A 24,060-nucleotide genomic window follows, 5' to 3' on the forward strand; every position below is an offset into this window, starting at 1 on the left:
GAATAGCTGCCTCAAATGCCGGTTCATAGCCTTTTTTAAAAAGTGCTGTGAACAGATTCAATGCAGACTGTCTAACGCCATAATCAGCATGCGATATATTGGTAGCTGCAACTTGAATAGCTGCCTCAAATGCCAGTTCATAGCCTTTTTTAAAAAGTGCTGTGAACAGATTCCATGCAGACTGTCTAACGCCATAATCATCATGCAATATATTGGTAGCTGCAACTTGAGTAGCTGCCTCAAATGCCGGCTTATGGTCTTTTTCAACAAGTGCTTTGAACAGATTCCATGCATAAGATCTAACATATTTATCAGCATGCGATATGTTGTCAGTTGCTGCTTGAGTAGCTGCCTCCAATGCCGGCTTATGGTCTTTTTCAACAAGTGCTTTGAACAGATTCCATGCATCAGATCTAACATATAGATCAGCATGCGATATATTGTCAGCTGCAACTTGAGTAGCTGCCTCCAATGCCGGTTCATAACCTTTGGTGATAAGTTCATTCAAGATCTTACAAGCAGGCTCTCTGAGCCGTCGATCACTATTACTATAGTTGTCTGTTGCACATTGAATGCACCGGTTAAGTCCTTCCGTTAAATTGAGTTCAATCAAGGTTGTGACTAGTTTTTGGAATACTTCAATCTGTAATAAACAATTGTTTTGTTCATTCGTTTGCTTTACCAAATGCGCAACCGCTTCTTTGAGCTGTTTACTGTCTTTATTTTTTGTTGCAAAGTCTGGATTGACATTCAAGGCTGTGGCAATGGCTCGTTGTGCCTGAAAATCTGCAGCAACCGGTAATGTCTTAATCAATTGGCTAGCCAATGAAACTCGGGAAAGATTAGTAGCTCTTGCCATTATAATTACACTTCTCAAATCTTCAGTTTTTTCAATAATCTTTCGAGCAATATCCAATTTCATATTTCCATTGAAAAGATCTTCGGTAAAATAAGAGTATAATCTATTGAATAGCGGAAAAATCTTATTTGATTTGTAAAGATCGAAGAGTAATGTTTCCATAGATTCTGCCTGATTGTAAAGCTGCATAGAGGAAAAATCACGAAGGTTTTGTTGATACTCAACCAACGGCATGCTGTTAAGCGGTCGCTGGGCATATGCATGTCGACCAGGCCTTATGCAGAGCGTAAAATTAGCTATACGGTCTTTTTTAAGAGTAAACTGTAGTTCTGGTATCTGCTCATTATCAAGTTGAGTAAGCACATCGCTCTCAATGCCCCAGTTCAACTTTTGACACAGTTTACCAAATGATGTTGAGTTAAAGTTTGGCTTAAAGAAATCGTTTTCCAAGCTTGCAGCCGGCGCAGATGAGCTTGATGCTTGGCCAGGCGCTGCTTCAAACAGATTTAAATTAAAAAACTGATTCATCATAATGACAATATTTTTTATCGAAGGCATAACTTCAAACACGTGGTAATCATTGCCATCAACAAGCAGATAAGAAGACCCGTTAATAGTAATTTTTTCAAATGTGTGCGGCGTACCGCCAGGAATTGAGTTGCCTTGGCGGTCAAGTGGTACCAGCATGATCTCAATGGTTTGTTTTTGTGCTTTAGGAATTTTTATGCCATTCAATTTGATAAAGCCGCAGGTATTGTTTGGTGCTGCAAAATAAAAACCATTGTCAGTTGGTAGCTTGGCGCGGCCGTAGGTAATGTGTGGCAAGTTTTGGACGATGTTGCCCCAGTCTTGGCGTACTTCCAAGGTATTAGTTGCACTTTCTAAACGATTCCGTTCGGTGCTATAAAAGTTGGCTAGTGCTGCAGAAAAGGTAAGGCCAGTAACGCTGTTGCCAAAAGCGGCCGTTTCTTTTTTGTACGTAACCACATTGCACAAATTGCGAATGGTTGTTTCTACGCAGTCGGCAACCCAAAAAGTCTCAAAAAACGCCCCGCAGTTTTCAGGCAAAAAGGGAATACTTTGACCATAAAGTTGGCGCCTTACTTCAGTTACCACAACGTCGGCAAAGGCATCGCCAGCGCAGGTTTCAAAAATTTCTTTTTTAGATTTTCCTGCAAAGTTTTTTATAAAATCTTCATGCAGTTTTACGTGCGCATCTTCTTGGTAAACGTCGTCTTGCCATGCTTGGTCGAAACTAACGTCGTCAAGAAAAAATTGTTTATCGATCTTTTCAAAAAATGGTACAAAGTCGCTTTTGGAATTTGCTTTTTTGTAGGCAAAGGCAAGCAGCGTGTGTTGGGCGGTGTACGGTCGGTAAACAAAGTCATCAACGTGTACTAATGAGCTAGAGCTCGAAGATGAACTTGAGCTAGAGCTAGAGCTTAATGACGAACTCGATGAACTTGAGCTTGGTGGTGGCACAGGGCTGTTTGTTGCAGCAGTTACCGGCAAACATTCGTTACAGGCTTTTACCAGCAATTGGGCAAATTCTTCAAGTTTTTTGTATACGCTACCGTTAAATTTTTTGAGTAACGCATCACGACGAGCGTATGGTTGCAACCCCGCAATAACCTGTGCAACGTCTGGCTGATTAGTTGTACGTTGGCGTTTTTCACTGCGTGAAGATGGTGCTGGTACTCTTTCTTGGTCCATATTGTTGCGACCTCGCTTGGTGCCCCGTGAAATTGGTGTTGATGAAGAAGCCGCCTCTGGGTACTCTTCTGATAACGATGATGCGATGGCAGGTACCAATGAATGTCCACTTGAGCTTGCGCCTACGCTTGCGCTTGCAGCCAAAGAAGGTGCCGCTTGTTGGGTTTTGTATGTTGCTAAGGTGCTGATAATGTCAGTAATTTTTGCCTGCTTTTTAAAATTTTGCTTGGAAATATTTTGTGCCTGTGCTTTGAGTGTACCAAGTTTTGCTTGCGTACATTCGGTAGTTAATCGTTTTAATTCCAAATATTCTGGATAATCAGTTGCTAAATTACTGAATCGTGGCGATGCATTTTGAAAATCGATGTCATTAACCAGCGCTTGTACCAACGCATCAACGCGCGTTTGGTCATCAGCATGGTTATGCAATTCAAGCGTATTGAGCAAACTACCCACCGTTCCAATTGAAAAGAACCGAGCGGGAATATCTTTTTGCGCTGGCGCAAAACCACCCGGCGGTGCATTAAAAAGTTTTCTAATCAACTGAACCGTTGCATCGTCTGGGTTACCAAAATGGTACAATTTTTCAATGTAGCGCATTTCAATGCCTAGCGCACCAGGTACCGGCGACAAGGTTGCTCGATGCTCCGGCTTAAAAATGTGCCACGTGCCTTTAATATCTTTAATATTGCCTGGCTGAGCAGTTGTTGCCAAAGCCAGTGTGAACATAAGAACTTTTGAAAGTAAACGTAAAAACTTCATGATAACCTCATTTTTTTTATAACTTTATAACCTCTATTTTTTACTCATCATCGTGCAATATTTCAACTTCTACAGGCTGGATGCCTGATTGTCCTGTCATTTCTGTTTTTTCAATAATTTCTCGAGCAAGTGTTTTTATCTTTTCGTCTGTATCATTTTTAAAACGGGTAGCGGCATTGTGTGCTGCATGAAATGCTTTTCCTTGTTCAACCAGTAGGTTGAAAAGGGCTAATCCGTGACGAATAATAGTTAAGTCAGAACTTTGAATGGCGCCTTGTGCTGTATTTTTTATTTCTTTAAAACCAAGATCTTTTAGAATAAATAATTCACAAATATCATAAGCCAGTTGTTGAACTTCTGGGTTGGTATGGTGCAAGTTTTGGTTGACGGTAATAAGTATTTCGTTAATGTTTGATTGTTTCTTAGTGAATCGTTCTTCTAGCAGTTGGTAAACGAGCGATCTAATTTCTGAGTGTTCATAGCTCATGTTTCTTATCACAAACTGATCTGCTAGTTCGCATGCTTGTTCATAATCTTTTTTAATAAGCTTAGAAATTACGTTGAAAGCTTTTCTTATAGTAGCTCTGTTTGATTGACTTATAGTGCTTTGTACCAATTCATTTGCTAGGTCATATATTGCTTTGTTGCCGTGTTGTTGTACGAGCACTAATGCCACTAAGAGTGTGCTTTCTATTTTTTCAAGACTGGCTTCCCGTACAAATTTGTAGGCTAAATTAAGGCCTGCTTCTTTTTTGCAGAGACATTCTAAAAGAATGATAGCTTGTGTTCGAATTTGACAGTCGCTATGAGTTAGATTTTCTAGAGCTGCTTGCATGGCAGTATCAAGTGCTTTGTCCTGTTTAACAAGGTTTTTAAATAGATTGAGCGCTTCTAATCTGAGGTCTTCGTCATTGCTGTTGCTATAATGTGAAGCAAGATCAACAACTCTTTGTAGTTCTGCTTGCAAATTGAGGATGACTAGTATTTTTGAGAAGCTTTGAAGGTTGATTAGTTGATCTTCAGGGTCATCTATTTCGTCTAAAATCTCACTTGTTAATTTTTTGAGTGCTTTTTTGAGCAAGTTATTATCTTTATGACTGATTACAAACTTGCTGCTTTTGGCGAGGTAGTCAGCAATGCTGTAGTCGTTTTCATCAGTTTGGGTAGCATGCAATGATATTATTAATTGGCTGGCAAACCAAATAAAATTCGGATTTATTTCATGGGGGTTTCTTGTTTTAATGATGCGGTGCAAAATTGCGAATTTTTCTTCATCATCCAAAAGATTGCGCATAAAAAAGTTGTTGTGTGCATAAAAACTTTGTTCTTTGTGATAAATGCCAAACTTAATGTCGTAATTTTTATATAAATCCAAAAGAAGCAGTAAGTGTGGGGTTAGCGCATCTTCACGCAATGTTAGGTTTGAACAGAGTTTTTGTTGGTAAGGACTTGGTTTGTATTCAGTGTTTAAGCGTTCGGCACATGCGTGTATTCCTGGTTTGATATAAATTTCAAAGAATGCTTTGCCTTCTTTTTTTTCAACTTCTTGGCTGAGAGTTTTTTCTAGTTCTAGCGTTTGTTCGTTATGTTCTTCATCTAATTCGTGATCATTACTTAGTGTCCATTGGCATGCCAAGCATAAGTCTTTAAAGCGTGGTGAGGTAAACGTTGGGCTGAAAAAATCACCCGTCATGGTGCTTGGCGAAGGGATGCCAAGAAGGTGGTTAGTAATAATGGTAATATTCTTGAGCAATGCTTTAATTTCAAAAAGTTCATATTGGTCGTCTTGGATAAGAATATATGATTTGTTATTGACTGTGATGGTGTTAAACGTGTGTGCAGGCTGTGTTGTAACTCTTTGCGTTGCCGAATCGCGCGGAATAATGGCAACAGTACTGTGTTGGGCATCACTAGGGACTGGGATATTGTTAAGCCTAATAAAGCCATTCAAATTACCTGGGCATTCAAAATAAATTGTTGTGTTGTTGGCAGGTGTTGCCAATTGATAGGTTATATTAGGCAAGTTTTGAATGAGGTTGCTCCATTCTTGATGCACTTGTTGCATGCCTGATGTGTCTTCTTTTTTGTTGAGTAGATTGTTTTGAAAAAATGTGTTCAGTTCTGGTGCAAGAGTGAGGCCGTTGGCATTGCCTGCGGTTCGGGTAGTTTTGTTGTTGGTGGCAATTCTGCACAGGTTGTTTATGGTATTTTCTACGCAGTTGCTAAACTTGATTCCCTTGAAAGAAACTTTTTGGTGTTGCGATAGGCATGGAATAGTTTTGCCGTACAACTGGCGTCTTGTTTCAGTAAAAACAATATCAGCAAAGTCTGCATTGGTAAGACTTTCAACGGTTTCTTCTTCTGATTTTCCGGCTAGGCCAAGCTCAAGGCCTGCATGAATGTCGGTGTGCTCATCGTCAGCGTAAGAATCGCTGTACCAAGCTTGTTCAGGTCTTGTTTCTGATTCAAAGAAACGTTCATTCAGTTGATTAAAATAATCTTTAAAATCTTCTTTAGAATTTGTCTTTTGATAAATCCAGGCAAGAAGGGTGTGCTGGGCCGTGTAAGGTCTGTACAATAATCTATCGAGCAATTTGTAACTTGGCCCGGGTTGTGATGCCGAAGATGAAAGCGTAATTGTATTGGCAGTATAGAAATATTGGCATTCAGCGCAAGCGTCCACCAGTAATTGTGCAAAGTCTACAATATGCTTATAGATAGGCATTTGTTTGGTGTTAAATTTTTTTGCCAATTGTTCGTGCTCTGCGTGAGGCTTTAACCCTTCAATAATTTGAGCGACAGAGTACATTTCTTTTTGGCGCTGTCTTTTTAGTGTTTTTTCTTTGTGAGAACTTCTTGATCGTTGTCTTTTTCTTGAGTAATCATTTTGATTATCATCTTCAGCATCAGAGAAGGTGCTTTGAGAAGACGACGATGAGGCAGCCCCGCTTGAAGAAGTGCTTGAAGAGATTCTTTTTTGCTTGCTCATTTGAATATTTTCTTTTTCAAGAGTTTCTATAATTGTTGCCAACGGAGCTTTTCTCAAGATTGGTTTATTCAACAATTGAAGGGCTTTTTGTTTGAAGAGACTAAACTTATCGTTCGATCGATCGAGCTCTTTTTTGAGTCTGAGGTATTTAACAAAATCTTTAGCGTCTTGAGTAAACGTTTGATTGTTCAAATTAATTTGAAAGTCTTGGTCATTTACGAGTGTTTCTACAAGAGGATAGAAAGCAAAAGTGGGTGAATTTTTATATGTTTCCAGGATATTCAAAAGCTTGCCAACCGTTGTCCGAGAAAAATATCGAGCAGGAACGCTTACTTGCGTTGGTGCAAAGCTGCCAGGAACTACATGAAACAGCTGCCGGATTAACTTTATGGTTGCATGCTCTGGGTTACCAAAGTGATAAAGTTTTTGCAGGTACTTCATTTCTATACCAAGAGCACCACACGCTAGTGAGAGTGTGAGGCGGTGTTCGGGTTTTAAAACGGTATCGGTACCTTTGAGGTACTTAACATCGTTTGGCTGCGCGGTTGTTGCCAAGCCCAGGGCAAAAATAAGAACTTTTGATAATAAACGTAAAAACTTCATGATAACCTCCATTTTTTCTATCCATTGATAGTTTAATATATTCTAACAGAAATTTAAATTTCTGTAAAATGGAGCTAAATAGTGGCAAAAAGAAGCGATTTTTGATGTTTTTAGGGCTGGGGCGGGTGGCCTGAGGGTAGCTGGGCGGCTTTGTAAAGACCTGACCTTAGAAACACTATTTCTGTGAAGAAAAAATGGTCTGATCCAGGAAGCGCAGCACCTTCTTTTGGTACATTGGCGTATGATACGTATGCAGCCAGCCGTGGCGGCAGCGGGGGCCTATCCACAACCGAGTATCTTTGTTTTGGGCAACGGCATACAGTTGCAGGCTATTTTCTGGATTAATAAACTTGTCGTTGCAGGAGTGAATGAACAAAATGGGCTGTTTAATCTTTTTTACACTTTCGACGGGCGACATGTTGTGGATATCGCAATTGTTAACATAATGAAACATGGCGCGGGCGATGGGGAAAAATGGGTAGTAGGGCAGGCCGACCTTGAGCGTGAAGCCGCGCAAAAACATGGTTTTAAGTTCTGAAAACGTTGAGTCGATAATTAACGCATCACACAAATCTTGTTTAACTTCTGCTGCTTTGAGTGCGGAAGCGCCGCCCATTGAAATTCCCAACACAATCAGTGGCAATGTATTGTCATACTGTTTCATAAAGTCTGCCGCCGCAATAACGTCTTTGTACTCATGACAACCAATTGACGTAGTGCTACCAGGGCTTTGGCCATGAGCACGAAAGTCGAAGATTAAAATGTTGTACGTTGGAAACATATCTATCAGGCCGTACATAAACTCTTTGCAGCCTTGGTAGCCATGACACAACACCAAATTTGCTTGTGCATGTGGTCGTGCAAAAAGCAGGCCCTGCAACTCAAAATTATCGCTTGTGGTAAACGCGACGTGTTGTACGTCGCTACGCTTGAGTAACTCGCTGCGAATATCAACAGTGAGTGTAGAAAGTTTGGTGCCGTAAACAATGCGATCACCGGCGCTGACAAAGCGGTAAACGGTGTAGTACGAAATGCCCAGCACGGTCATGAGTGTGATAAAAAAGCAGCCCAGCGCAATAAAAAAAGAGCTGCGCGAAAGGTGTATCATTACAGCTTCAATCCCTGTTCATAAACGTTTCTTCCTGCCAAAAAATGCCAGTGAAGATGGAAAACACTTTGTCCAGATGCGCGCCCGTTGTTGCTGACAATATTAAACGATGGAGGGGTAGTAAGTGTTGTGCTTAATTCTGTGACCATGTTTACCATAGCAAGAGAAAAGTCTTTGTCTGCGGGCGTTAACGCACTCATATCAACAATATGTTTTTTAGGAATAATTAAATAATGAACTGGTGCTTTTGGTGTGATATCTTGAACGACAATGACATATTCATTTTCGGTGATTTTTTTTGCGGGAAGAGTTCCCTGAATGATTTTACAGAAAATACATGAGGGACTGAACATTTCCATACTCTTCTCTTTCTCTAGGAAATTTCACGGGACTTAGCCCTTCGAGACGCCCGTCTTCGCTTTTCAAGCTACGACGCGCTCCTCAGGGAGAACGGGAGAAATGTAACAAAGCTACTTTGCAAAGCAACCTGAAACTTATTTGTATTTCATTAAAAAAGGCTGGCCTGCCAACCGAAGCCACGTAGGGCGTAGGTTGGTGCCGAAGGTCGGACTCGAACCGACACGGTGTCGCCACCGCGGGATTTTGAGTCCCGTGCGTCTACCAATTTCGCCACTTCGGCATGCCCATGTAATTACGCACTATGCTACCAGAATGCTGCATAACGTCAAGAGTTTTGCATGCTTTTTTAAGGTTTTTTAAAGTGTGCTGGCCAAATTGAAGATTGGTAAATAAATGCTTAGCATCAAAATAGTAATGATTATGCCTACCAGGATAAGCAAAAGTGGGTTTGCAACGACTGTTAAAATATGCAGCGAGCGTGCTAGTTGTGTTTGCAAGGCAATCAGCATTTTGTCGAGCATGAGTGCCAGCTTGCCTGTTTGTTCGCCGGTTGAAACAAACGCAATAACATCATCAGGAAAGTAGCGCGTGCCACTTTGTTTAAGCGCTTTTTCAAACGATTTGCCTTGCGTGATAGCGGTGCTTATCAACTCCAGCTGATGCTTAAATTCTCCGTGCTGTGCGGCTTGTTGAGCAACGGTTAGTGCCTGGCTGAGTGTGGTGCCGCTTTTGAGCAGCATAGAAATCATTTGAAACGAGTAGATCAAGTTTGAGTAGAGCCATATTTTACGCACAAACGGTGTGCGTGCTACCAACCAGTCGGTTGCTGTTTTAACGCGTTCAAGTTTGAGCAGTAGGCGCGTGAGCGCTATAAAGCCGGGAATGCTTAGCCACACCAGCAAGCCTGCCGGTGCGCGCAAAAACGAGCTCAGCGCAATAATGTGCCGTGTGAGTGGTGGCAGCTCTTTGCCGGTGGACGTAAACAGTTCTTGAAACTGCGGGATAATAAAAATCATGATACAGCCAACAATGAGCAGGGCAAACGTGAGCGTGATGCCGGGCAGCAGGGCTGCTTGCTTGAGCTTTTTGGTTAGCTGGATGCGCTGCTGCAGGTAGGCAACAATGGTATAAAACGAGTCGGAAAGTTTACCCGCGGCTTGGCCTGCCTTGACGGCGTTGATAATAAACGGCGAAAATGCCCCTGTTTGCTCGAGAGCGTGCGAGAAGCTATTGCCGCAGGTTATTTCTTTTATCAGGTGCTGGGCGTGACCCTTGAGCGTTTGGTTGCTGGTTTGTTTGGCGACCAGTTCAAGCGCGTGTGCAAGATCTATGCCGCTTTCAAGCAGGAGTGCCAATGTTGCAAAAAAGCGTTCTAGTTCTTGTGGGGCGAGTTTTGTGCGGCTCAAATGCAAAAACGAGAAGAGTGGTTTCTTTTTGGCATACGACAAAAGGGCTATCTGTCGGTCGAGTAGTTCTTTTTTGAGCGCTTCGGGTGTAACCGCCTCGTGGTAGCCGTGTTGGTTGTTGCCGTGTGCGTCAATGCCTTTCCAAAAAAACGTTGGCATAGCACCCTCGCTAAATAGTCATTTGCACTTCAAGCCCCAGTTCGAGCAAGATCTCTTCTTTTGAACGTTTGGTATCAATTTTTATTAATTTTGACCGAGAAGTTGCGCCGCGCACAATTTCTACGTTGTTTTGTGCTACGTTGAGTTTTTTGCTCAAAAATTTTATCAACTCAGCATTGGCCTTTCCGCTCTCGGGCGCGCTTTTTAAGTAGCATTTGATTGTGTTGTTTTTGTCATAGTTTAATGCTTGTTTGCCCGCATTTGGGGTTACTTTTATTTCAAGGAGAATGCTCATAACGTCCCTCTCACTAGCGTTTTTCGTAAAAAAACAAAAAAAATGATAGACAATTGCGACATTTTTATTATTATTTCATATACTAACTCAAGGTAAGAAGATACAGAAATAGATTGAAATACCCAAGATTATAAAATAATATGCGCCCATAGCTCAATTGGATAGAGTATCAGACTACGAATCTGACGGTTAGAGGTTCGAGTCCTCTTGGGCGCACCATCCTACGCTCGGCGTGCTTAGGCACTTGTAGCTTTGGACGGCAGGCTTTTTGTTTTTTGAGGAGGAGAGATGGCTGAGTGGTCGAAAGCGCTTGCCTGCTAAGCAAGTATCTCGGGAAACCGGGATCGAGGGTTCGAATCCCTCTCTCTCCGCCATACTTCGCCAAGGCTTCGTATGGCACGGCCATTTTCTTAAATGATTGATATTGATAGAAAAGTTGGCTTTAATTAAAAAGCGAAGTATGCCCTTCGAAGCTTGAAAAGCGAAGTAGGGCTGGCAGGCCAACCAAGGCCCATTCACTTTGAAAAACAAATTCTAATAAATCACGTTCTAAACGTGGAGAGATGGCTGAGTGGTTGAAAGCAACGGTCTTGAAAACCGTCATACCGGGAAACCGGTATCGGGAGTTCGAATCTCCCTCTCTCCACCATCCTACGCTCTGCGTGCTTTGCACTTGTAGCTTCGGATGGCAGGCCATCTTTTTAAAGGAAGTGAAGTAATGAGCAAAAGCACGTTAGGCCTTCCACTTGAATACAGCACACTTCATAAATTCTACGATGCGCTTTGTTCAGGCGACACTGATTCAAAAAATAATCTCATAGAAACCATACTTAAAAAACACGGTGTTAAGACGGTGCTCGATCTTACGTGTGGCACCGGCTCTCAAGTCTTTTGGCTTGCAAAGCGTGGCTATAAAGTTACCGGATCTGATATCAGCCCAGCTCTTTTGGCTCAAGCTCGAGAAAAAGCGCAGCAAGAAAAACTTGATGTAACCCTGCTTGAAGGCGATATGCGCACGGTAAAAGTTGGCGCTTTTGATGCCGTTATCACCATCTTTAATGCTGTGGGACATCTGACAAAGGCCGACTTTGAAAAGGCTATGCAAAACATACACAGTAATTTAAACGATGGCGGGCTGTATGTTTTTGATATCTTTAACTTGGCTTCTATGACCGATCAGGTAGTAGATGATTTGACGATGGATGCACAAAAAACCATTAACGGCATCAAGATTCATCATGTTCAATATTCCAAAATTGACAGAGAAACTGGTCGTCTGACTTCGTACGATTCTTTTACGCTTCAAGAGCGTTCTGGCAAACCACAAGTTTTAACGGGCGAATTTACGCTGCAAATTTATACCGCACAAGAGCTTACAGAAATGCTGGCAAGATCTGGCTTTAAAGTTCTTGAGCAATGTGGCCTTGATGGGTCAACATTTTCAGATCAAAAAACTACTAATATTTTGACTATTGCACAAAAGCTCTAAAGGAGCTCAATTCTGCTTGTTTTTTTAAATGTTACAAAACACCATGAAGCCAGCTTGACTCAATTTAGTAAACTTGTATACTATATCTATGCTTACTAAATTATTATTATTTAAAAAAGGAGACAAGTAATGTGGAAACAATCGCACAGCAAGCTGTATCAGAATCTTAAAAAAGAAGAGATATGGCGTTTGTGGACCGATGTGAATAGCTGGGCATCATGGCATGATGATCTGGATTATTGCACCATGACCGGGCCGTTTGTGGTGGGCAATTATTTTATGTTGAAACCAAAGGGTGCTTCAGCAGTAAAAATTGAACTGACTGAAGTTAACGAAGGGACGTCATTTACCGATTGTACAACGTTTTTGGGTGCAAAGATGTACGACACGCACACGCTTGAAGAAACGCCGAATGGTTTACTACTCAGCAACACTGTTGTTGTTACGGGTCCTCTGTACTGGCTGTGGGTAAAACTGGTAGCACAAAAAGTTGCGAGCACCAGTGATGCGCACATGGACATGTTGGCACATCTTGCAAGGGCCAACAATGACTAAGTCGCCATTCGGTTTTAAAAAGCCAGAAGACAGTCCCGGTTTTTTATTGTGGCAGACAACTATAATCTGGCAGCGACGGATAAACAAAGCGCTTGATGAATATGGCGTTTCGCATGCGCAGTTTGTGATCATGGCGCTTTTGTTGTGGTTTCAAGAAAACAATTATGAGAGTAATCAAGCTTTGATTGCTGATAAATCTAAGCTTGATAAAATGACCGTTTCAAAAGCGCTTAAAAAATTGGTGGAACTTGGGTTTGTTCAGCGGACTGAAGATACGCGTGACACGCGCGCTAAGGTTGCTCAACTGACCGAAAAAGGCAAAACGATGGTTAAGGTCCTCGTGCCGATTGTTGAAGGGATAGACAAAAAGTTCTTTGGCAATGTTTCAGTTTTTGATCAGCAGCAGTTAATCAAAATTTTAGGTGCGCTGCTTGAAAAAATACGCGATTAGTTAGTGCAACTTTTTACCGTTAGGCGCCTTTGGATCAGTCGTTGCTAAACAAATAGCGCCGCTTTCATCCGAAAAGCCAACCAATAAAAATTGCGATACAAAGCCGGCAATATTTTTTTCACCCAAATTTACGCAGCCAACAATGCTGCGTCCAACCAATGTTTCTGGCGTGTAGTGCACGGTTACTTGTGCCGATGTTTGTAGTACGCCAATTTCTGGTCCAAAGTCGGCCCATAGTTTATAGGCCGGCTTTTTTGCTTTGGGAAAGAGCTCAGCTTTAACAATAGTTCCTGAGCGTAGGTCAACGCGTTCAAAATCGTCATACGTTATTGTTGTCATGGTGATCTCAACTTTAGTGTTATGATCGAGTTGCCAAGTTCTTAAGCGTTTCGAAATTTTCTTGTAGGCGCTCAAGCGTTGGCTTTTGCATGCTGCGGCTTTGTGGGTCATAGCAAGCAAGTACTATTAAAGCGGGTACGCCAATAATTACTGTTGTGCCGCCGAGGAGTTTAAGGGCGTTGCTCCATAGAGATGTTTCTTCAAAATAATGCGTACGTGTAACTGATTCAATTGAGCGTAATTGCGCAACGATATGCTCTTTTTTCTTGAGCAATATTTTGTAAATTTCGTCGACATCGGGGCGTTCAAGATCGCGAATGTTTTCAATATCATCGTTGATTTTTTCCAGTTGTTCTAAAAGCTCGGCGAGTGTTATTTGTTGGTTTAAGTTCTGTTCAAAAGTTCGCGTGGCAAGGAGTGTATTCATTTTTTTGCAAGGAGCAAGTCCGCTATTTTCTAATGTTTTGGTGAGTGCGCTAGGAATTGGCAAGAAGGTAAGGCTTAACATCAGTCCAAGACAATATCTTTTCATAGCTAATTCCTTGTGAGTTAATTTTTTACTTTAATAACATGTTCAAAATAAGATCAAAACTGAAATACTATTGCAATAATTTTGTATTCTTGCAAGGTCTAATTTTTTATTTTTTTTCAATTTGCAAAAGATTGCTATGGTGATGCATCTTAAGTGTGATTTTTTGTATGCTACGTATCATAAGTCGCTCCATTGTTTTATGACAAGTTTTTTGTTTTTTGTGAAGGGGAAAAGATGAAGATGCGTATGTTTAAGCACGTTGTGTTTGTGCCAGGTCTTTTGGTTGTAGCGTTTTTTTGTGTGAATATGGGCGAGGGTGGGCAGCAAAAAAAATATAGCTCAGGTACTGGAGATCCCGCTTTTGCAGCACTTGAAGAGGGTGCTGGAAATTATTCCGGCAGCATTTTTGATGAAACAACAGAAACAAAATTAAGCGAGTTGTCATTTTTTGGGAGCACCAATGTTGGAGGCTTACGTCAAGAAGATAACGATTCAACAAGCAGTTTTGACATGGCCAGAATTCATACCATAGAAGTTGTAGAACCTAATTTTCAGAGCAAACGTTTTAATCAAACTTTTGTACGGGTAAAAGTAACGTTGAGATCGAAAAAAAATCCAGAGAAGTTAAAAACAGTTGAAGTGTTGGTGCCTCATCGCGTGACCGTGTGTGGTGTGGAAGATGAAACAGGGATGCATAAAGCATGGTTTTTAGAAAAAATTAATAAAATTGTTGTTCATCAACGACTTGACCAAGCGGCTAGTGCTGCAGCACCGGAACGATATGGCAGGCGTAAGCGTGCAGAAAGAGATAAGGACAATGAATCAACTCAAGTAAAAAAAAAACGGTAAATGTTGCCGATGAAAACCCGTTGGGCGAACCGGAAAAAGAGCGAACATTGTGGCAAGCGTTTATGATGGTTCTTGATGCTATTATCGATATTATTAAATTGATTTTTAAGCCATTAATTAGTTTTTTGCCATGGTAATCTAAAACGTTGTTGCAGCATACTGTCCTTGGGGGGCGGGGGGATTTATGAACAAGTATTTAAAAAAACAAGCGACAGGTGCTTTGGGGGTCTTGCTGCTGGTGTTTTTTGTAGGTTGTGGGAATAATGACAGCCGTACTGAGATTATTGTTGTTAGGCACGGCCAGACCGACTGGAACGTGATCAAGCGTACGCAAGGGCATACCAACGTTCCGCTCAATGCCGTAGGCATTAAGCAGGCTGAAGTGGTGGCAGATTATTTGGCCAACAATTACATGGCGCCCAACATTGTTGCTATTTACAGCAGTACGCTTTCGCGTGCGTATACAACTGCGCACATTATTGCCGAAAAAATTGGTGCGCCGGTGTACCAAGATGTGCGTTTGTGTGGCTACCGCAAAGGCATTTTTCAGGGTTTAACGCGTGCTGAAATAAAAGAGCAGTTTCCTGATATTGCGCATCAAAAGGTGTATGACGATTCTGGCCAAATTCCTGGTGCTGAGCGCAGGGTTGAAATGGAAAAAAGAGTGAGTGATGCGTTGCGTGAAATTGCTGAAAAGCACCATGGTAAACGCGTGGTTGTTGTGTCGCATGGCGGTCCTTTGCGTGCAATGTATCACTGGATTAAGGGCGAAAAGAACGATAGAACGCTTCCGTATAAAAAGATGAAAAATGCTGCCATTGGCATCATTTCAGTTGTTAATGATGTTTGGAAGGTTGACGAGTGGGCCAACGACGAGCATTTAAAAGTGCTTGAGCCAAGGCCTGATGTTGTTCAGCAGCTTGAGCGTGAAATGGCAGAGTAGTTTTTAAGATAATAAAAGAGAAGGGGCTGCGAATAGTTTTTCGCAGCCCCTTCTCTTTTTGAAAAGACTAAACTTACGATTGTTGTGTGGTTCTTTATGGGCGTGCTGCTTCGGTAATTTCTTTGATTGTTTCTTGGAACTGAGGGCGGAATTCTTCGCTTATAAAATAGTTAAAGTCATCTTCGAGCATAAAAGTGTAACGGTTGGCAAAGCCGCCAGGAATTGCCAACGTGGCAGCTGTGAGAATGAACGTTTGGTGAGCATTGAGGAACTTGCCATTGTTGAGTAAAATGCGTTCTTTTGGTGAGGCGCTTATGACGAAATCTGCGGGGAAATTTCCTTCGACTCTTGCTAGATCAATAAGTTCTTTGGCGAAGTAGAGGCGTTCTGTTGACCATGCGCTTAAACGTGTTTCTTGTACTGAATTTTTTTCGTTGAGCTCATCTGCGCAGTCGAACCAAACCTCAGATTTTTTGACAACTTTGTGCAACATTTCATCTGCTTTTGCTACGATGTCTTGGTGGTCGGCGATAAATTGTCTAAGGCCTTTTTGTTCAAATTCGAGATACAGGTTATACACCGAGCCGCTCAGTTCTATATTATTTTCTGCTGCATACTTGCGTACAGAAAGAAGGGGCTCATGAATCATTTCTTTGCTTGCGAATTGAATGATTTTTTCGGGCAAGTTGTTGATGCTGTCGAGCAATGCTTTTTCAGCAGCACCCGCTAGCTGGCTATTTACAAAAAGCAATGAGATAATAAAAAATTTTTTCATATAAAATTCCTTAAAAATTAAACTTACGATTGTTGTACCATGAGGTTGGCAAGTATTTTTCGGAATTGTGGCTTGAATTCTTCGCTGACAAAATAGTTAAAGTCATCTTCAAGCATGAAATCATAACGATAGGCAAAGCCGCCAAGAATTACCAGCGTAGATGCCGCTAAAATGAATTCTTGAGATTCGTTGAGTTTTTTGCCATTGTTGAGTAGGATGCGTTCTTTTGGTGAGGCGCTCACAACAAAATCTGCAGGGAAGTTGCCTCGTTCTTTTGCTTGAGCAATCAGTTCTTTGCTGAACTCAAAAAATTCTCTTGACCATGCCTTTAGTCGCGTATCTTGTGTTGAATTTTCTTCATTCAGTATGCTTGCCATATTGAACCAAACATCCGTTTTTTCGATAACCTCGTGCAGTATGCTATCTGCTTCGTTTACGATGTTTGGGTTTTCGGTTATGTATTGTCTAAGGCCCATTGCTTCCAATTTTAAGTACAGTTCATATACCGAGCCGCCCAGTTCTATGCCTTTTTCTGCTGCTTGAGCGCGTACAAAGGCCAGCGTTTCAGCGATCATCTCTTTGCCTGCAACTTGCAAGACTCTATCCGGCGTGTTTGCGATGTTGTCAATTTTTACCGTTTCTGCTACTTCTGCTGCGGCGTTGAGTTGGCTGGTTGCAAAAAGCAGTGAGATCATAAAAAGTTTCTTCATAACAGACTCCTAAAAAAGGGTTAGAGTGTTTTGATAAAACTTAAAGCGTTGAAATATTTTTTGCAAGCAACGGTATTTTTTAAAAATTACTCTTTGCTGCACTCATAAAAAATAATTGGTGTGTTGGGGTTGGTTGCCGGTTCTTTCTGATAATTGCGATATTTTTTGATATGAGAAAAGCCTGCTTGAGCAAGCAATGTATCCATTTCGTCAAACCGGTAAAGATACATATAAAAATCTTCTTCTTCAGTTGCCTGAACCGTATCGTTAACGATAGATTCATACCGGCAGAGTGATTTGAACAGTTGCTTTTCTGGTTCGTACGATATCAGTATTTTGAGCGCAATCTGCGAACCGTCGGCTCGCGTGTTGGTAATCTGCCGCCATACGCCGCTGGGCTGTGGTAGTGATGCAACCGTTTCAATTTCCAAAACAAATTTCCCGCCTGGTGCTAAATGGCGGTACATAATCTCAAGCCCCTTTTTTGCCGTTTCAAGATCTGAAATTAAGCCCCACGAGCCGAAGGGAACAAAGATAAGTTTATACTGTTTTTTGTTATCAAAATCTTGAACAAACTCTTGCCATACCGGCGCTGGTTGGTTGCTGACCTGTGCATAGTTTTGTTTGAGTGCCTCCAGCATGTAGCTCGAGGCATCAAAGCCTTCAACATCAAAACCTGCTTGGAGCATGGGAATAAGAAAGCGACCGGTGCCGCACATTGGTTCTAAAATTGGCCCGTTGGCGCGATGTGCGTAGTCTAAAAAAAATGCTAAAGCTTCCGGCGTTTCTGAGCGATGTTTGAGCTCAAGATCGTAAAATTCGGTGCATAATTTTTTATACGTGGTCAGCTCTGAGCGCGGCATGCATTAAAACCTTTATTTAAAAAGAGGCGGTTTGATTTTTACCAAATAGCCATACTAAAGTTTTTTGCTGCGAATGTAAAAAGAGGCTTGTAATAAATATACGTATCCAGCCTCTTGTTGTCATCAGTCTTGCTAAAATATTGATTTTTGAGGCTTTCTCTAGGCACACTGATCATGTATTTGATACTAAAAAATTATTAAAAAGAGAGGCTATTATGAATAAACTTTTTAGAGCGATCTTGATTTTAGCATTACTTCTTGGGGCTGGTTATGGTGCTTTAAAGCTTTATAATTTTGTCATTGAAGATGCTACAAGAAAAATTCAAAAGGGCGTTGCCAAAGGCATTGGTAATGCCATTAACCCTTTGAATTTGCCTGGAAAATTGTTTGGCAAATAAGCCTGTCCTGACTCTTCGGCAAGCTCAGAGCTAAAGGCTCTTCCCGCCTGCCCTGAGGAAGAACTCGCAGAGTTCTGTCTCGAAGGGTCGAAGGGACTATAAATTATAGCTCGTGATCAATGTTTTCTTTGTAGTCGTCAATTTCTTCTTTGGTTACCAAGCCGCTGATTGCAAAGGCACGCTTAAGCGCCATGGCCTCGGCAACTTTGAGGATCATGGCATTGGTATATTGTTGCCAGATTGGTGCCTCTTTTTTGTAATATTCTTTGATGCTAACAAAAACGGTGGTAGCCTTTTGACGATCTTTGCGAAAGACGCTACAAAAAGCGCCGGTTAGCTTTGATTTATCAAACGTCAGGTGTTCTTGGCCGTAAGTAATGTGCAGGCTGCCGTTTTCTCGTTTGACTAGTTGGTCGCCTTGGTACACCACATCACTTTCAATGCCATCAAAGTTTTCGTTGAGGTTGGCTATTTTTAAGTAGCCGTCTCTGCTGGTGATAATGGTCGACTTGCCACCATATTTTATAAAGTAGATTTCTTTTTTGAGCGGGTCAAGGTTGTAGGCCTTGCACAAGTACATAAACGTTTTGAATTCATCGTCGGTGGCGGTTGGTGCTGCTATTTTTCTGATGTGGTCAAGATTTTCAAGGGGCGCCGAAGTTTTGGATCTTTGTGTCATGGTCTGTGTCATAGTTTGCTCAGTCAATGGTGGGAATAAGTTGTTTTTGTAAAAATGCTTGTAAGTTGTAGCAAGAAAATAACTTTTTTACAAGTTAAGCAGCGTCCGGTAGCCAGGCGCTGTGTTCAATCAAGTGGTCAATTTGTTTGAGCGAGTGCCACACATTAAATTTTTGGTTGTACAGGCGAGAGACTGCTTTGTAATGGTAGCATATGGCTCTAATATTGCGCTTAGCGCACTCTTCCTGCAATGAAACAAGTTCATCGTGTGTGTCGTCAAACAAAATGATGGTGCTTGGCTTGAGTTTAAAGCGATCTAAGAAAGCGCCGATTAGTGTACCTTTTGGTATGTGGTTGCAGCAGATAAGTCCGTCGTACAAGACCGGATGGTTGTTGCGGTACGTTGGTAAGGTATCAAATGTGACATTTTCAAATTCGTTGCACAACACAACACCAAAATCTTTGAGCATGTTTGCGCGCCACGCTTGCGTGCTTTTGATCAGGCCATACGTTCCCGTTTCCATGCCGGTGATGCCAACAACGTGGGCCCCTTGTGTGTGAAGCTTTTTGATAACATTGGTAACTTCGGGTTCAACCAGTTTGCGTGGTGCTTGTTCGAGCATCAAGCTGTACAAGCGCTCACCTTTGCCGTTTTTAAACAACAAGCTTGGGTGCTTGAGCAGTGTGAGCACTCTTAACGAAAGCGGCAAGTAAAAAGTACGCGGCAGGTAGTCGTCTGCCGTAATAAGCGTGTCGTCACAATCAAAAAAGACGAATGTCGAGCTATTAGCTTGTGCAAGTTCGTCTTGGACTTGGTTGATTGAATAAATTTGCGGAAATATGGCTGGCTCTTCGGGCGATGAATAGTAGCCAGGGCCGAACTGTATGGCCATGGCGATGACTGTGATACCAAGTACGAGGGCTATAATTTTTTTCATGATTGTTACTTTCTTATTTTTTTATTAATGCAATCAAACGCATTGGCGCTTCAGTGCCACCAACAGTTTTTATTGGCAGCGCCATGCTGTAGCTGCCAACGGGCGGCAGGCGGTGCGTGTTTGCCACATTTTCTACCAAATATTTTCCAGCACCTAGCACGGTAGCGTGCACAACATAGTTATCACTTGGCCTGTCAAAACCGAGCGTATCGATGCCAAGTCCTACCACATCTCGCTTGAGCAGTAATTGTGCAGCTGCAAGCGATACGCTGGGAAACTGATGGTTGTTGCGGTAGCGTTCAGGCTCATGCCAAAATTGCTCCCAGCCGGTGCGAATAATAACAAAACTCTGAGGGTTGATGGTGCCGTGCCGCTTTTCAAATGTTTCAATGTCATCAATTGAAAGACGGTAAAGTTGATCGGCTTTCTCAGAAATATCTATGACTACGCAGGGCGCAATTAACTGCTCAAGGGCCAACATATCGATTGTTGTGCTGCCTTCAAAACAATGAGCGGGTGCGTCAATATGCGTGCCAATGCCTGCGTGCATCGTTATGAGTTGAACGCGAAATTTTGTATCCGTGGTGCAGTCGGCGTAATCCAATGCAACGCTTTGCTCAAACCCGCAGCTACCGTCCCACGAGGGGGTTGTTGCAGAAAGGCTGTGTGTTAAGTCGATTATTTTAAAGGGAAACGACATTGTTTGATTCTTTCTTGTTTATTGAATGGGACGACAAAATTAGTGTATGCTGCAGGAAGCGAGAAATCAATGTTTTTTCTGAGTAAAAATTTGTAGTTGGGAGCGTCATGAGTGACGGATTATCGGTAAAAAATGGCATCGTTATTCCTTTGCACGAGTTAGAAATTACCAGCAGCAGGGCTGGCGGGCCGGGTGGGCAGCATGTGAATAAAACAAGCACGCGTATAACCGTGCGCTGGCACGTGCCCAGCACCACCGCTTTGGACGATGCGCAAAAAGCACGGGTCATGCAAAATCTGCAATCGCGTTTGACTGTTGATGGCGATTTGATTGTGCACAATAGTGCATCGCGCAGCCAGCAACAAAATAAAGAAGAGGCGTTGTTGCAGTTGGCACAACTGGTGCGCAAGGCGCTACATGTTCCCAAAAAGCGGATAGCAACCAAAGTTTCAAAGTCGGCCAAAGAAGCACGATTAAAAGTAAAGTCGCACAAAAGTACGATTAAAAAAATGCGGAGCAAGAGAATTTCAGAAGATTAGTTACGATCAGGGCGAGCGTCTTAACTAATCTGAGTCCGTTTATCCTGAGCTTGTCGAAGGATCCAAGGGGGGAAGGGTGAAAAAAAACGAGATCATAAGCTTTTTCAAGCGTTATGGAAAAAAAGTAGCAGGTGTTGTTTTGATTGTTATGGGGGTTGTAGGCATCTTTTTGCCATTTCTACAGGGTATTTTGATGATTTTGGCAGGCCTTGTTTTATTGGGCAATAGTAAGCTTGCCGATAAGCTGTTTGTTTACAAAGAGTGCTTGCTTGCCTATCTGCGTAAAAAATTTAGACGTTAGCTTTTGAATAAGCGTTTATACAAAGAATCGTGGTGTGCCGTTAAGCCAAAGAAGCGTCCAACATACTTTACCAGCGAAAAATAAACGATTGGTGTGATTACCAAAACGACAAGCGTTAAAAAGATTGTTTTAATGACGAGCAGCATACATATCCTTGGTAATGTCTGAAAGGGTGAGGGCCGGCCAATCTTGAACAATATGTGCCAGCTTGCCATGATCGGTAAATGACGTTGTTTTTATGAACAAGCGCACTACTGTTTTTTTGCGATGTTTGTGTGCGGTAACAATACAGCTACGGCCGGTTTTTTGGCAAAAAAGCATGCCTTCCTGCTCTTGAGAAAAATCAATAATCTCCCAGCCTTCACGTTCCATTTCTTTGCGATAAAAGTCTTGAACTTGATTAACGGCTAACGAGCCGTGATACGTGAGTGTCTCGGCTTGGGCAGAGCATTGTTTGTTGATAAGAAAAAAGCCAAGCGGAATTGGTGTATCAATCCGTTTGGCTTTATCTAATGTATCTAAGAAATGTTGCTGGCCTGCCAGATGCGTATCTTGTTGTTTGTTGCAACTGGAGCAAGCGAGCACTATAACCAAGCAAGTAAAAAGAAATGAACGGCTTTGCATAAAACGAGATGAGCCGAACATGAAGTGTTTTACTCGGTTACGTTAGCGTCTTCTGTTGCTTCTGATTCTGCTTTTGCTGTGCGAGCTGCAGCATCACGTGCAGAAATGACTGCTTTTTCGTCTTTGGTAAGAATCAATTCTTGAACGTTTGTTGCTCTACCAACACGATCACGCAAGTAGGTAAGTTTAGCACGACGCACTCTACCACGTTTTACTACCGTAATTTCAGTAATGTTTTCTGAATAGTACGGGAAAATACGCTCAACGCCAATGTTGTTAGAAGCAATTTTACGCACAGTAAAGGTTGAAGCAATACCGTTGCTATGTTGTACTATAACAATCCCTTGAAACATTTGAATACGTGTTTTGGCGCCTTCGGTTACCTTTTGAGCAACTTCGATGGTATCACCAATGTTAAATTCAGGAAAGTTGCGGTTTTTGACGCCGTAATCAACAATAGTTTCTTTAGTTAAGTGGTTTGCTTTCATGATTTCCTTCAGAGCGATAAGGGTGTTTTTTATCAAAAAATTGAAATCTTTTTAAAATAGCGACTAACCACCATTATAGACACATTTGCCAGTCTTAGCAATACCTATTTTGCTGGTTTTAACTTATTAAGCTTTGGTTGTAGGCCAAGCCAGCGGTCAAGAATAATTGAAACTGCCGACCGAACCGACAAATGGTTGTAGTCGCACATGCCTTGAACGGGTAGCAATAAATAATCACTTTGTTCTAAAACTTCTGGTGCTAGGCCCTGGCCGGTTCCAAAAATAAGTAAAACTGGGCGCTCTTGTTGCCATACTTCTGACTGGCTGTAATAATCGATGGTTGGTATTTGGTCGTAGTGCCGTGCTGATGTGGTAATAATCAACGGCTTCTTGCCTTCTTTTTCTTCAATAAAAGCAAGAACTTCGGTTAATTCGTTTACTGGTTTAATTCTTTGAACAGCGTCAGAACGGCCTTTGTTATACTCTTGGCCCTTGTCTGAATACCAAAATTCTAAGAATGTGCCAATGATTTGTTGTTGATCGCGCAGCGGGCATACGATAAAGAAGTTCTCGACATCGTAGGTTCGTGCAGTGCGGGCAACATCATGAATATCAAGCGATGCTACAGAACTCTGGCCTACCATGCCCCCCTTGAGCATAATTTGTGTGTGCATGATGGCAACATAATGGTTGGGAATAAACTTTTTAGCGCACGTCAGATATTTTTTTTCAGGCTGTTGCTGACGAAACCAGTCAAAACGTTGTAAAACCGTTTTTTTGCATGCTTGCTCGGTGCGCCAGGTGCTAATGGCTCCATGGTTGCCAGAAGTAACTATGTCCGGTATTTTTTCTCCGTGCCACTCAATTGGATGTGTGTATTCTGGATAGTCGAGTAGGGGGCCGCTAAACGAATCATCTTCAACCGATTCTTGTTTGCCAACCACGCCGGGAATCAGGCGCAATAAGCCTTCCAAAAATAGTTGAGCAGGGATATCGCCACCCATCAACACATAATCACCAACTGAGATCATATAGTCTGCATAAGCACGTTCTACGCGAGCATCTATGCCTTCGTAGCGCGCGCATACTAAAATGATGTGTGGCTTTGTTGGGAGCTGGCTATTGTGATCAAGATCTTGTTTGAGTGTAGGTTTTGTAACCGTATCAAAACAATGCTTTTGAGCAAATTGCTCAAGAATACGTTGATTGAGTTTGGTGCCTTGTGGCGAAAAAAAAATAACAGTAGCTACGCCCCATTTTTCTTGGCAGACAGCAAGTGCCTTTTCGATAACGTCTGGCTTAAGCAGCATGCCTGCCCCGTGCCCACACGTTGGTGAGTCGATACGAACTTTGGGCGGTACTAAGTCAGAAAAACGAACCAGGTTAAATGAAACGAGGCCTTTTTCTACCGACCGAGCAATAATGCTGGAGGAGATAAAGGCTTCGTAAAGTTCAGGAAATACCGTTAAAATGGATATGTTCATGCGTGATGAAAATTACTCAAGGATTTCAAGCACAGCGCGTTTATGCTCTTTAGAAGCTGCTGCGTGTACCAGCGTGCGGATTGAACGGGCAGTTCTGCCTTCTTTACCAATAACTTTTCCAAGATCTTCCGGAGCAACACGAAGTTCAAT

The 24,060-nt window shown here is 42.1% G+C and carries 27 protein-coding genes and 4 tRNA genes; 11 read left to right on the forward strand and 20 right to left on the reverse strand.

Features of this window, described 5'->3' with window-relative positions; genetic code table 11:
- From K2W90_04265 to K2W90_04295, 7 genes are all read right to left on the reverse strand, one after another.
- A partial coding sequence (locus K2W90_04265; GenBank protein MBY0353553.1) for a hypothetical protein occupies positions 1 to 3,334 on the reverse strand: 3,334 nt, incomplete at its 3' end.
- Between the two features lie 40 nt (positions 3,335 to 3,374).
- Positions 3,375 to 6,926, reverse strand: a complete 3,552-nt coding sequence (locus K2W90_04270) for a hypothetical protein (protein MBY0353554.1) — start codon at positions 6,924 to 6,926, stop codon at positions 3,375 to 3,377.
- A 175-nt stretch (positions 6,927 to 7,101) separates the two neighbouring features.
- Complete coding sequence (locus K2W90_04275) at positions 7,102 to 8,034, reverse strand: lysophospholipase (GenBank protein MBY0353555.1); 933 nt, start codon at positions 8,032 to 8,034, stop codon at positions 7,102 to 7,104.
- The gene (locus K2W90_04280) at positions 8,034 to 8,393 is read right to left on the reverse strand and encodes an HIT domain-containing protein (protein MBY0353556.1); all 360 of its coding nucleotides are present in this window, start codon (positions 8,391 to 8,393) and stop codon (positions 8,034 to 8,036) included. The genes K2W90_04275 and K2W90_04280 overlap by 1 nt, the downstream gene beginning before the upstream one ends.
- A 194-nt stretch (positions 8,394 to 8,587) precedes the next feature.
- A tRNA-Leu gene (locus K2W90_04285) sits at positions 8,588 to 8,674 on the reverse strand.
- Between the two features lie 76 nt (positions 8,675 to 8,750).
- Positions 8,751 to 9,959: a type II secretion system F family protein gene (locus K2W90_04290; GenBank protein MBY0353557.1), complete on the reverse strand. Its 1,209-nt coding sequence runs from the start codon at positions 9,957 to 9,959 to the stop codon at positions 8,751 to 8,753.
- Positions 9,960 to 9,969: 10 nt separating this feature from the next.
- The gene (locus K2W90_04295) at positions 9,970 to 10,254 is read right to left on the reverse strand and encodes a DUF167 domain-containing protein (GenBank protein ID MBY0353558.1); all 285 of its coding nucleotides are present in this window, start codon (positions 10,252 to 10,254) and stop codon (positions 9,970 to 9,972) included.
- A gap of 142 nt (positions 10,255 to 10,396) precedes the next feature.
- Between K2W90_04295 and K2W90_04300 the strand changes: the two genes are divergently transcribed.
- From K2W90_04300 to K2W90_04325, 6 genes are all read left to right on the forward strand, one after another.
- Positions 10,397 to 10,473, forward strand: a tRNA-Arg gene (locus K2W90_04300).
- Between the two features lie 63 nt (positions 10,474 to 10,536).
- Positions 10,537 to 10,628 (forward strand) — tRNA-Ser (locus K2W90_04305).
- A gap of 183 nt (positions 10,629 to 10,811) precedes the next feature.
- Positions 10,812 to 10,903: transfer RNA gene (locus K2W90_04310), tRNA-Ser, on the forward strand.
- Positions 10,904 to 10,972: 69 nt separating this feature from the next.
- On the forward strand, positions 10,973 to 11,743 hold the full coding sequence (locus tag K2W90_04315; GenBank protein MBY0353559.1) for a class I SAM-dependent methyltransferase: 771 nt from the start codon (positions 10,973 to 10,975) through the stop codon (positions 11,741 to 11,743).
- A gap of 129 nt (positions 11,744 to 11,872) precedes the next feature.
- Positions 11,873 to 12,298, forward strand: coding sequence for a hypothetical protein (locus K2W90_04320; protein MBY0353560.1), 426 nt, complete (start codon positions 11,873 to 11,875; stop codon positions 12,296 to 12,298).
- Positions 12,291 to 12,749 carry a MarR family winged helix-turn-helix transcriptional regulator gene (locus K2W90_04325; protein MBY0353561.1) on the forward strand — a complete coding sequence of 153 codons (459 nt, stop codon included), beginning with the start codon at positions 12,291 to 12,293 and terminating at the stop codon, positions 12,747 to 12,749. Before K2W90_04320 ends, K2W90_04325 begins: the two co-directional genes overlap by 8 nt.
- Here the strand turns inward: K2W90_04325 and K2W90_04330 are convergent, their stop codons facing one another.
- Together K2W90_04330 and K2W90_04335 are read right to left on the reverse strand one after the other, a co-directional pair.
- The gene (locus K2W90_04330; GenBank protein ID MBY0353562.1) at positions 12,750 to 13,088 is read right to left on the reverse strand and encodes a tRNA-binding protein; all 339 of its coding nucleotides are present in this window, start codon (positions 13,086 to 13,088) and stop codon (positions 12,750 to 12,752) included.
- Positions 13,089 to 13,107: 19 nt separating this feature from the next.
- On the reverse strand, positions 13,108 to 13,620 hold the full coding sequence (locus K2W90_04335; GenBank protein MBY0353563.1) for a hypothetical protein: 513 nt from the start codon (positions 13,618 to 13,620) through the stop codon (positions 13,108 to 13,110).
- A 234-nt stretch (positions 13,621 to 13,854) separates the two neighbouring features.
- Here K2W90_04335 and K2W90_04340 point away from each other — a divergent pair, with 234 nt between their 5' ends.
- Entirely contained in the window at positions 13,855 to 14,469 is a 615-nt protein-coding gene (locus tag K2W90_04340; protein ID MBY0353564.1) for a hypothetical protein, read from the forward strand.
- A gap of 184 nt (positions 14,470 to 14,653) precedes the next feature.
- Complete coding sequence (locus tag K2W90_04345) at positions 14,654 to 15,412, forward strand: histidine phosphatase family protein (protein ID MBY0353565.1); 759 nt, start codon at positions 14,654 to 14,656, stop codon at positions 15,410 to 15,412.
- Between the two features lie 94 nt (positions 15,413 to 15,506).
- Here the strand turns inward: K2W90_04345 and K2W90_04350 are convergent, their stop codons facing one another.
- The 3 genes from K2W90_04350 to K2W90_04360 all read right to left on the reverse strand — a co-directional run bounded on the left by K2W90_04350 (position 15,507) and on the right by K2W90_04360 (position 17,760).
- A complete protein-coding gene (locus tag K2W90_04350; protein ID MBY0353566.1) occupies positions 15,507 to 16,187 on the reverse strand; it encodes a hypothetical protein in 681 nt (226 codons plus the stop codon).
- A 23-nt stretch (positions 16,188 to 16,210) separates the two neighbouring features.
- The gene (locus K2W90_04355) at positions 16,211 to 16,897 is read right to left on the reverse strand and encodes a hypothetical protein (GenBank protein ID MBY0353567.1); all 687 of its coding nucleotides are present in this window, start codon (positions 16,895 to 16,897) and stop codon (positions 16,211 to 16,213) included.
- A gap of 86 nt (positions 16,898 to 16,983) precedes the next feature.
- The gene (locus K2W90_04360) at positions 16,984 to 17,760 is read right to left on the reverse strand and encodes a class I SAM-dependent methyltransferase (GenBank protein ID MBY0353568.1); all 777 of its coding nucleotides are present in this window, start codon (positions 17,758 to 17,760) and stop codon (positions 16,984 to 16,986) included.
- A gap of 215 nt (positions 17,761 to 17,975) precedes the next feature.
- On the opposite strand from K2W90_04360, the gene K2W90_04365 reads away from it, so the two are divergent.
- A complete protein-coding gene (locus K2W90_04365; protein ID MBY0353569.1) occupies positions 17,976 to 18,158 on the forward strand; it encodes a hypothetical protein in 183 nt (60 codons plus the stop codon).
- Between the two features lie 103 nt (positions 18,159 to 18,261).
- Here the strand turns inward: K2W90_04365 and bet are convergent, their stop codons facing one another.
- The 3 genes from bet to K2W90_04380 form a co-directional block, all read right to left on the reverse strand.
- Positions 18,262 to 18,849, reverse strand: coding sequence for a phage recombination protein Bet (gene bet / locus K2W90_04370; GenBank protein MBY0353570.1), 588 nt, complete (start codon positions 18,847 to 18,849; stop codon positions 18,262 to 18,264).
- 82 nt (positions 18,850 to 18,931) lie between these two features.
- Positions 18,932 to 19,774 (reverse strand): DUF2608 domain-containing protein, encoded by an 843-nt coding sequence (locus tag K2W90_04375; protein MBY0353571.1) that lies wholly within the window; start codon positions 19,772 to 19,774, stop codon positions 18,932 to 18,934.
- A gap of 13 nt (positions 19,775 to 19,787) precedes the next feature.
- Complete coding sequence (locus K2W90_04380) at positions 19,788 to 20,474, reverse strand: cyclase family protein (GenBank protein MBY0353572.1); 687 nt, start codon at positions 20,472 to 20,474, stop codon at positions 19,788 to 19,790.
- Between the two features lie 107 nt (positions 20,475 to 20,581).
- Between K2W90_04380 and arfB the strand changes: the two genes are divergently transcribed.
- Both arfB and K2W90_04390 read left to right on the forward strand, forming a co-directional pair.
- Complete coding sequence (gene arfB / locus K2W90_04385; GenBank protein MBY0353573.1) at positions 20,582 to 21,013, forward strand: aminoacyl-tRNA hydrolase; 432 nt, start codon at positions 20,582 to 20,584, stop codon at positions 21,011 to 21,013.
- Positions 21,014 to 21,089: 76 nt separating this feature from the next.
- The gene (locus tag K2W90_04390) at positions 21,090 to 21,314 is read left to right on the forward strand and encodes a hypothetical protein (GenBank protein MBY0353574.1); all 225 of its coding nucleotides are present in this window, start codon (positions 21,090 to 21,092) and stop codon (positions 21,312 to 21,314) included.
- Here K2W90_04390 and K2W90_04395 read toward each other — a convergent pair.
- From K2W90_04395 to K2W90_04415, 5 genes are all read right to left on the reverse strand, one after another.
- Complete coding sequence (locus K2W90_04395; protein MBY0353575.1) at positions 21,311 to 21,460, reverse strand: hypothetical protein; 150 nt, start codon at positions 21,458 to 21,460, stop codon at positions 21,311 to 21,313. The two genes, K2W90_04390 and K2W90_04395, sit on opposite strands and share 4 nt — an antisense overlap.
- Positions 21,444 to 21,959 carry a hypothetical protein gene (locus tag K2W90_04400; protein ID MBY0353576.1) on the reverse strand — a complete coding sequence of 172 codons (516 nt, stop codon included), beginning with the start codon at positions 21,957 to 21,959 and terminating at the stop codon, positions 21,444 to 21,446. Before K2W90_04400 ends, K2W90_04395 begins: the two co-directional genes overlap by 17 nt.
- 8 nt (positions 21,960 to 21,967) lie before the next feature.
- A complete protein-coding gene (rplS, locus tag K2W90_04405) occupies positions 21,968 to 22,426 on the reverse strand; it encodes a 50S ribosomal protein L19 (GenBank protein MBY0353577.1) in 459 nt (152 codons plus the stop codon).
- Between the two features lie 104 nt (positions 22,427 to 22,530).
- Complete coding sequence (locus tag K2W90_04410; protein MBY0353578.1) at positions 22,531 to 23,910, reverse strand: hypothetical protein; 1,380 nt, start codon at positions 23,908 to 23,910, stop codon at positions 22,531 to 22,533.
- 12 nt (positions 23,911 to 23,922) lie between these two features.
- The coding region (locus K2W90_04415; protein ID MBY0353579.1) for a KH domain-containing protein at positions 23,923 to 24,060 on the reverse strand (138 nt) is incomplete at its 5' end.

It is taken from the genome of Candidatus Babeliales bacterium, assembly GCA_019749895.1.
Lineage (GTDB): Bacteria > Babelota > Babeliae > Babelales > RVW-14 > AaIE-18.

Bases quoted from the DNA above. Each gene is read 5' to 3' on its own strand.
- K2W90_04270 (MBY0353554.1), bottom strand. From the start codon at position 6,926: ATGAAGTTTTTACGTTTATTATCAAAAGTTCTTATTTTTGCCCTGGGC.
- K2W90_04275 (MBY0353555.1), bottom strand. From the start codon at position 8,034: ATGATACACCTTTCGCGCAGCTCTTTTTTTATTGCGCTGGGCTGCTTT.
- K2W90_04280 (MBY0353556.1), bottom strand. From the start codon at position 8,393: ATGGAAATGTTCAGTCCCTCATGTATTTTCTGTAAAATCATTCAGGGA.
- K2W90_04290 (MBY0353557.1), bottom strand. From the start codon at position 9,959: ATGCCAACGTTTTTTTGGAAAGGCATTGACGCACACGGCAACAACCAA.
- K2W90_04295 (MBY0353558.1), bottom strand. From the start codon at position 10,254: ATGAGCATTCTCCTTGAAATAAAAGTAACCCCAAATGCGGGCAAACAA.
- K2W90_04315 (MBY0353559.1), top strand. From the start codon at position 10,973: ATGAGCAAAAGCACGTTAGGCCTTCCACTTGAATACAGCACACTTCAT.
- K2W90_04320 (MBY0353560.1), top strand. From the start codon at position 11,873: ATGTGGAAACAATCGCACAGCAAGCTGTATCAGAATCTTAAAAAAGAA.
- K2W90_04325 (MBY0353561.1), top strand. From the start codon at position 12,291: ATGACTAAGTCGCCATTCGGTTTTAAAAAGCCAGAAGACAGTCCCGGT.
- K2W90_04330 (MBY0353562.1), bottom strand. From the start codon at position 13,088: ATGACAACAATAACGTATGACGATTTTGAACGCGTTGACCTACGCTCA.
- K2W90_04335 (MBY0353563.1), bottom strand. From the start codon at position 13,620: ATGAAAAGATATTGTCTTGGACTGATGTTAAGCCTTACCTTCTTGCCA.
- K2W90_04340 (MBY0353564.1), top strand. From the start codon at position 13,855: ATGAAGATGCGTATGTTTAAGCACGTTGTGTTTGTGCCAGGTCTTTTG.
- K2W90_04345 (MBY0353565.1), top strand. From the start codon at position 14,654: ATGAACAAGTATTTAAAAAAACAAGCGACAGGTGCTTTGGGGGTCTTG.
- K2W90_04350 (MBY0353566.1), bottom strand. From the start codon at position 16,187: ATGAAAAAATTTTTTATTATCTCATTGCTTTTTGTAAATAGCCAGCTA.
- K2W90_04355 (MBY0353567.1), bottom strand. From the start codon at position 16,897: ATGAAGAAACTTTTTATGATCTCACTGCTTTTTGCAACCAGCCAACTC.
- K2W90_04360 (MBY0353568.1), bottom strand. From the start codon at position 17,760: ATGCCGCGCTCAGAGCTGACCACGTATAAAAAATTATGCACCGAATTT.
- K2W90_04365 (MBY0353569.1), top strand. From the start codon at position 17,976: ATGAATAAACTTTTTAGAGCGATCTTGATTTTAGCATTACTTCTTGGG.
- bet (MBY0353570.1), bottom strand. From the start codon at position 18,849: ATGACACAGACCATGACACAAAGATCCAAAACTTCGGCGCCCCTTGAA.
- K2W90_04375 (MBY0353571.1), bottom strand. From the start codon at position 19,774: ATGAAAAAAATTATAGCCCTCGTACTTGGTATCACAGTCATCGCCATG.
- K2W90_04380 (MBY0353572.1), bottom strand. From the start codon at position 20,474: ATGTCGTTTCCCTTTAAAATAATCGACTTAACACACAGCCTTTCTGCA.
- arfB (MBY0353573.1), top strand. From the start codon at position 20,582: ATGAGTGACGGATTATCGGTAAAAAATGGCATCGTTATTCCTTTGCAC.
- K2W90_04395 (MBY0353575.1), bottom strand. From the start codon at position 21,460: ATGCTGCTCGTCATTAAAACAATCTTTTTAACGCTTGTCGTTTTGGTA.
- K2W90_04400 (MBY0353576.1), bottom strand. From the start codon at position 21,959: ATGTTCGGCTCATCTCGTTTTATGCAAAGCCGTTCATTTCTTTTTACT.
- rplS (MBY0353577.1), bottom strand. From the start codon at position 22,426: ATGAAAGCAAACCACTTAACTAAAGAAACTATTGTTGATTACGGCGTC.
- K2W90_04410 (MBY0353578.1), bottom strand. From the start codon at position 23,910: ATGAACATATCCATTTTAACGGTATTTCCTGAACTTTACGAAGCCTTT.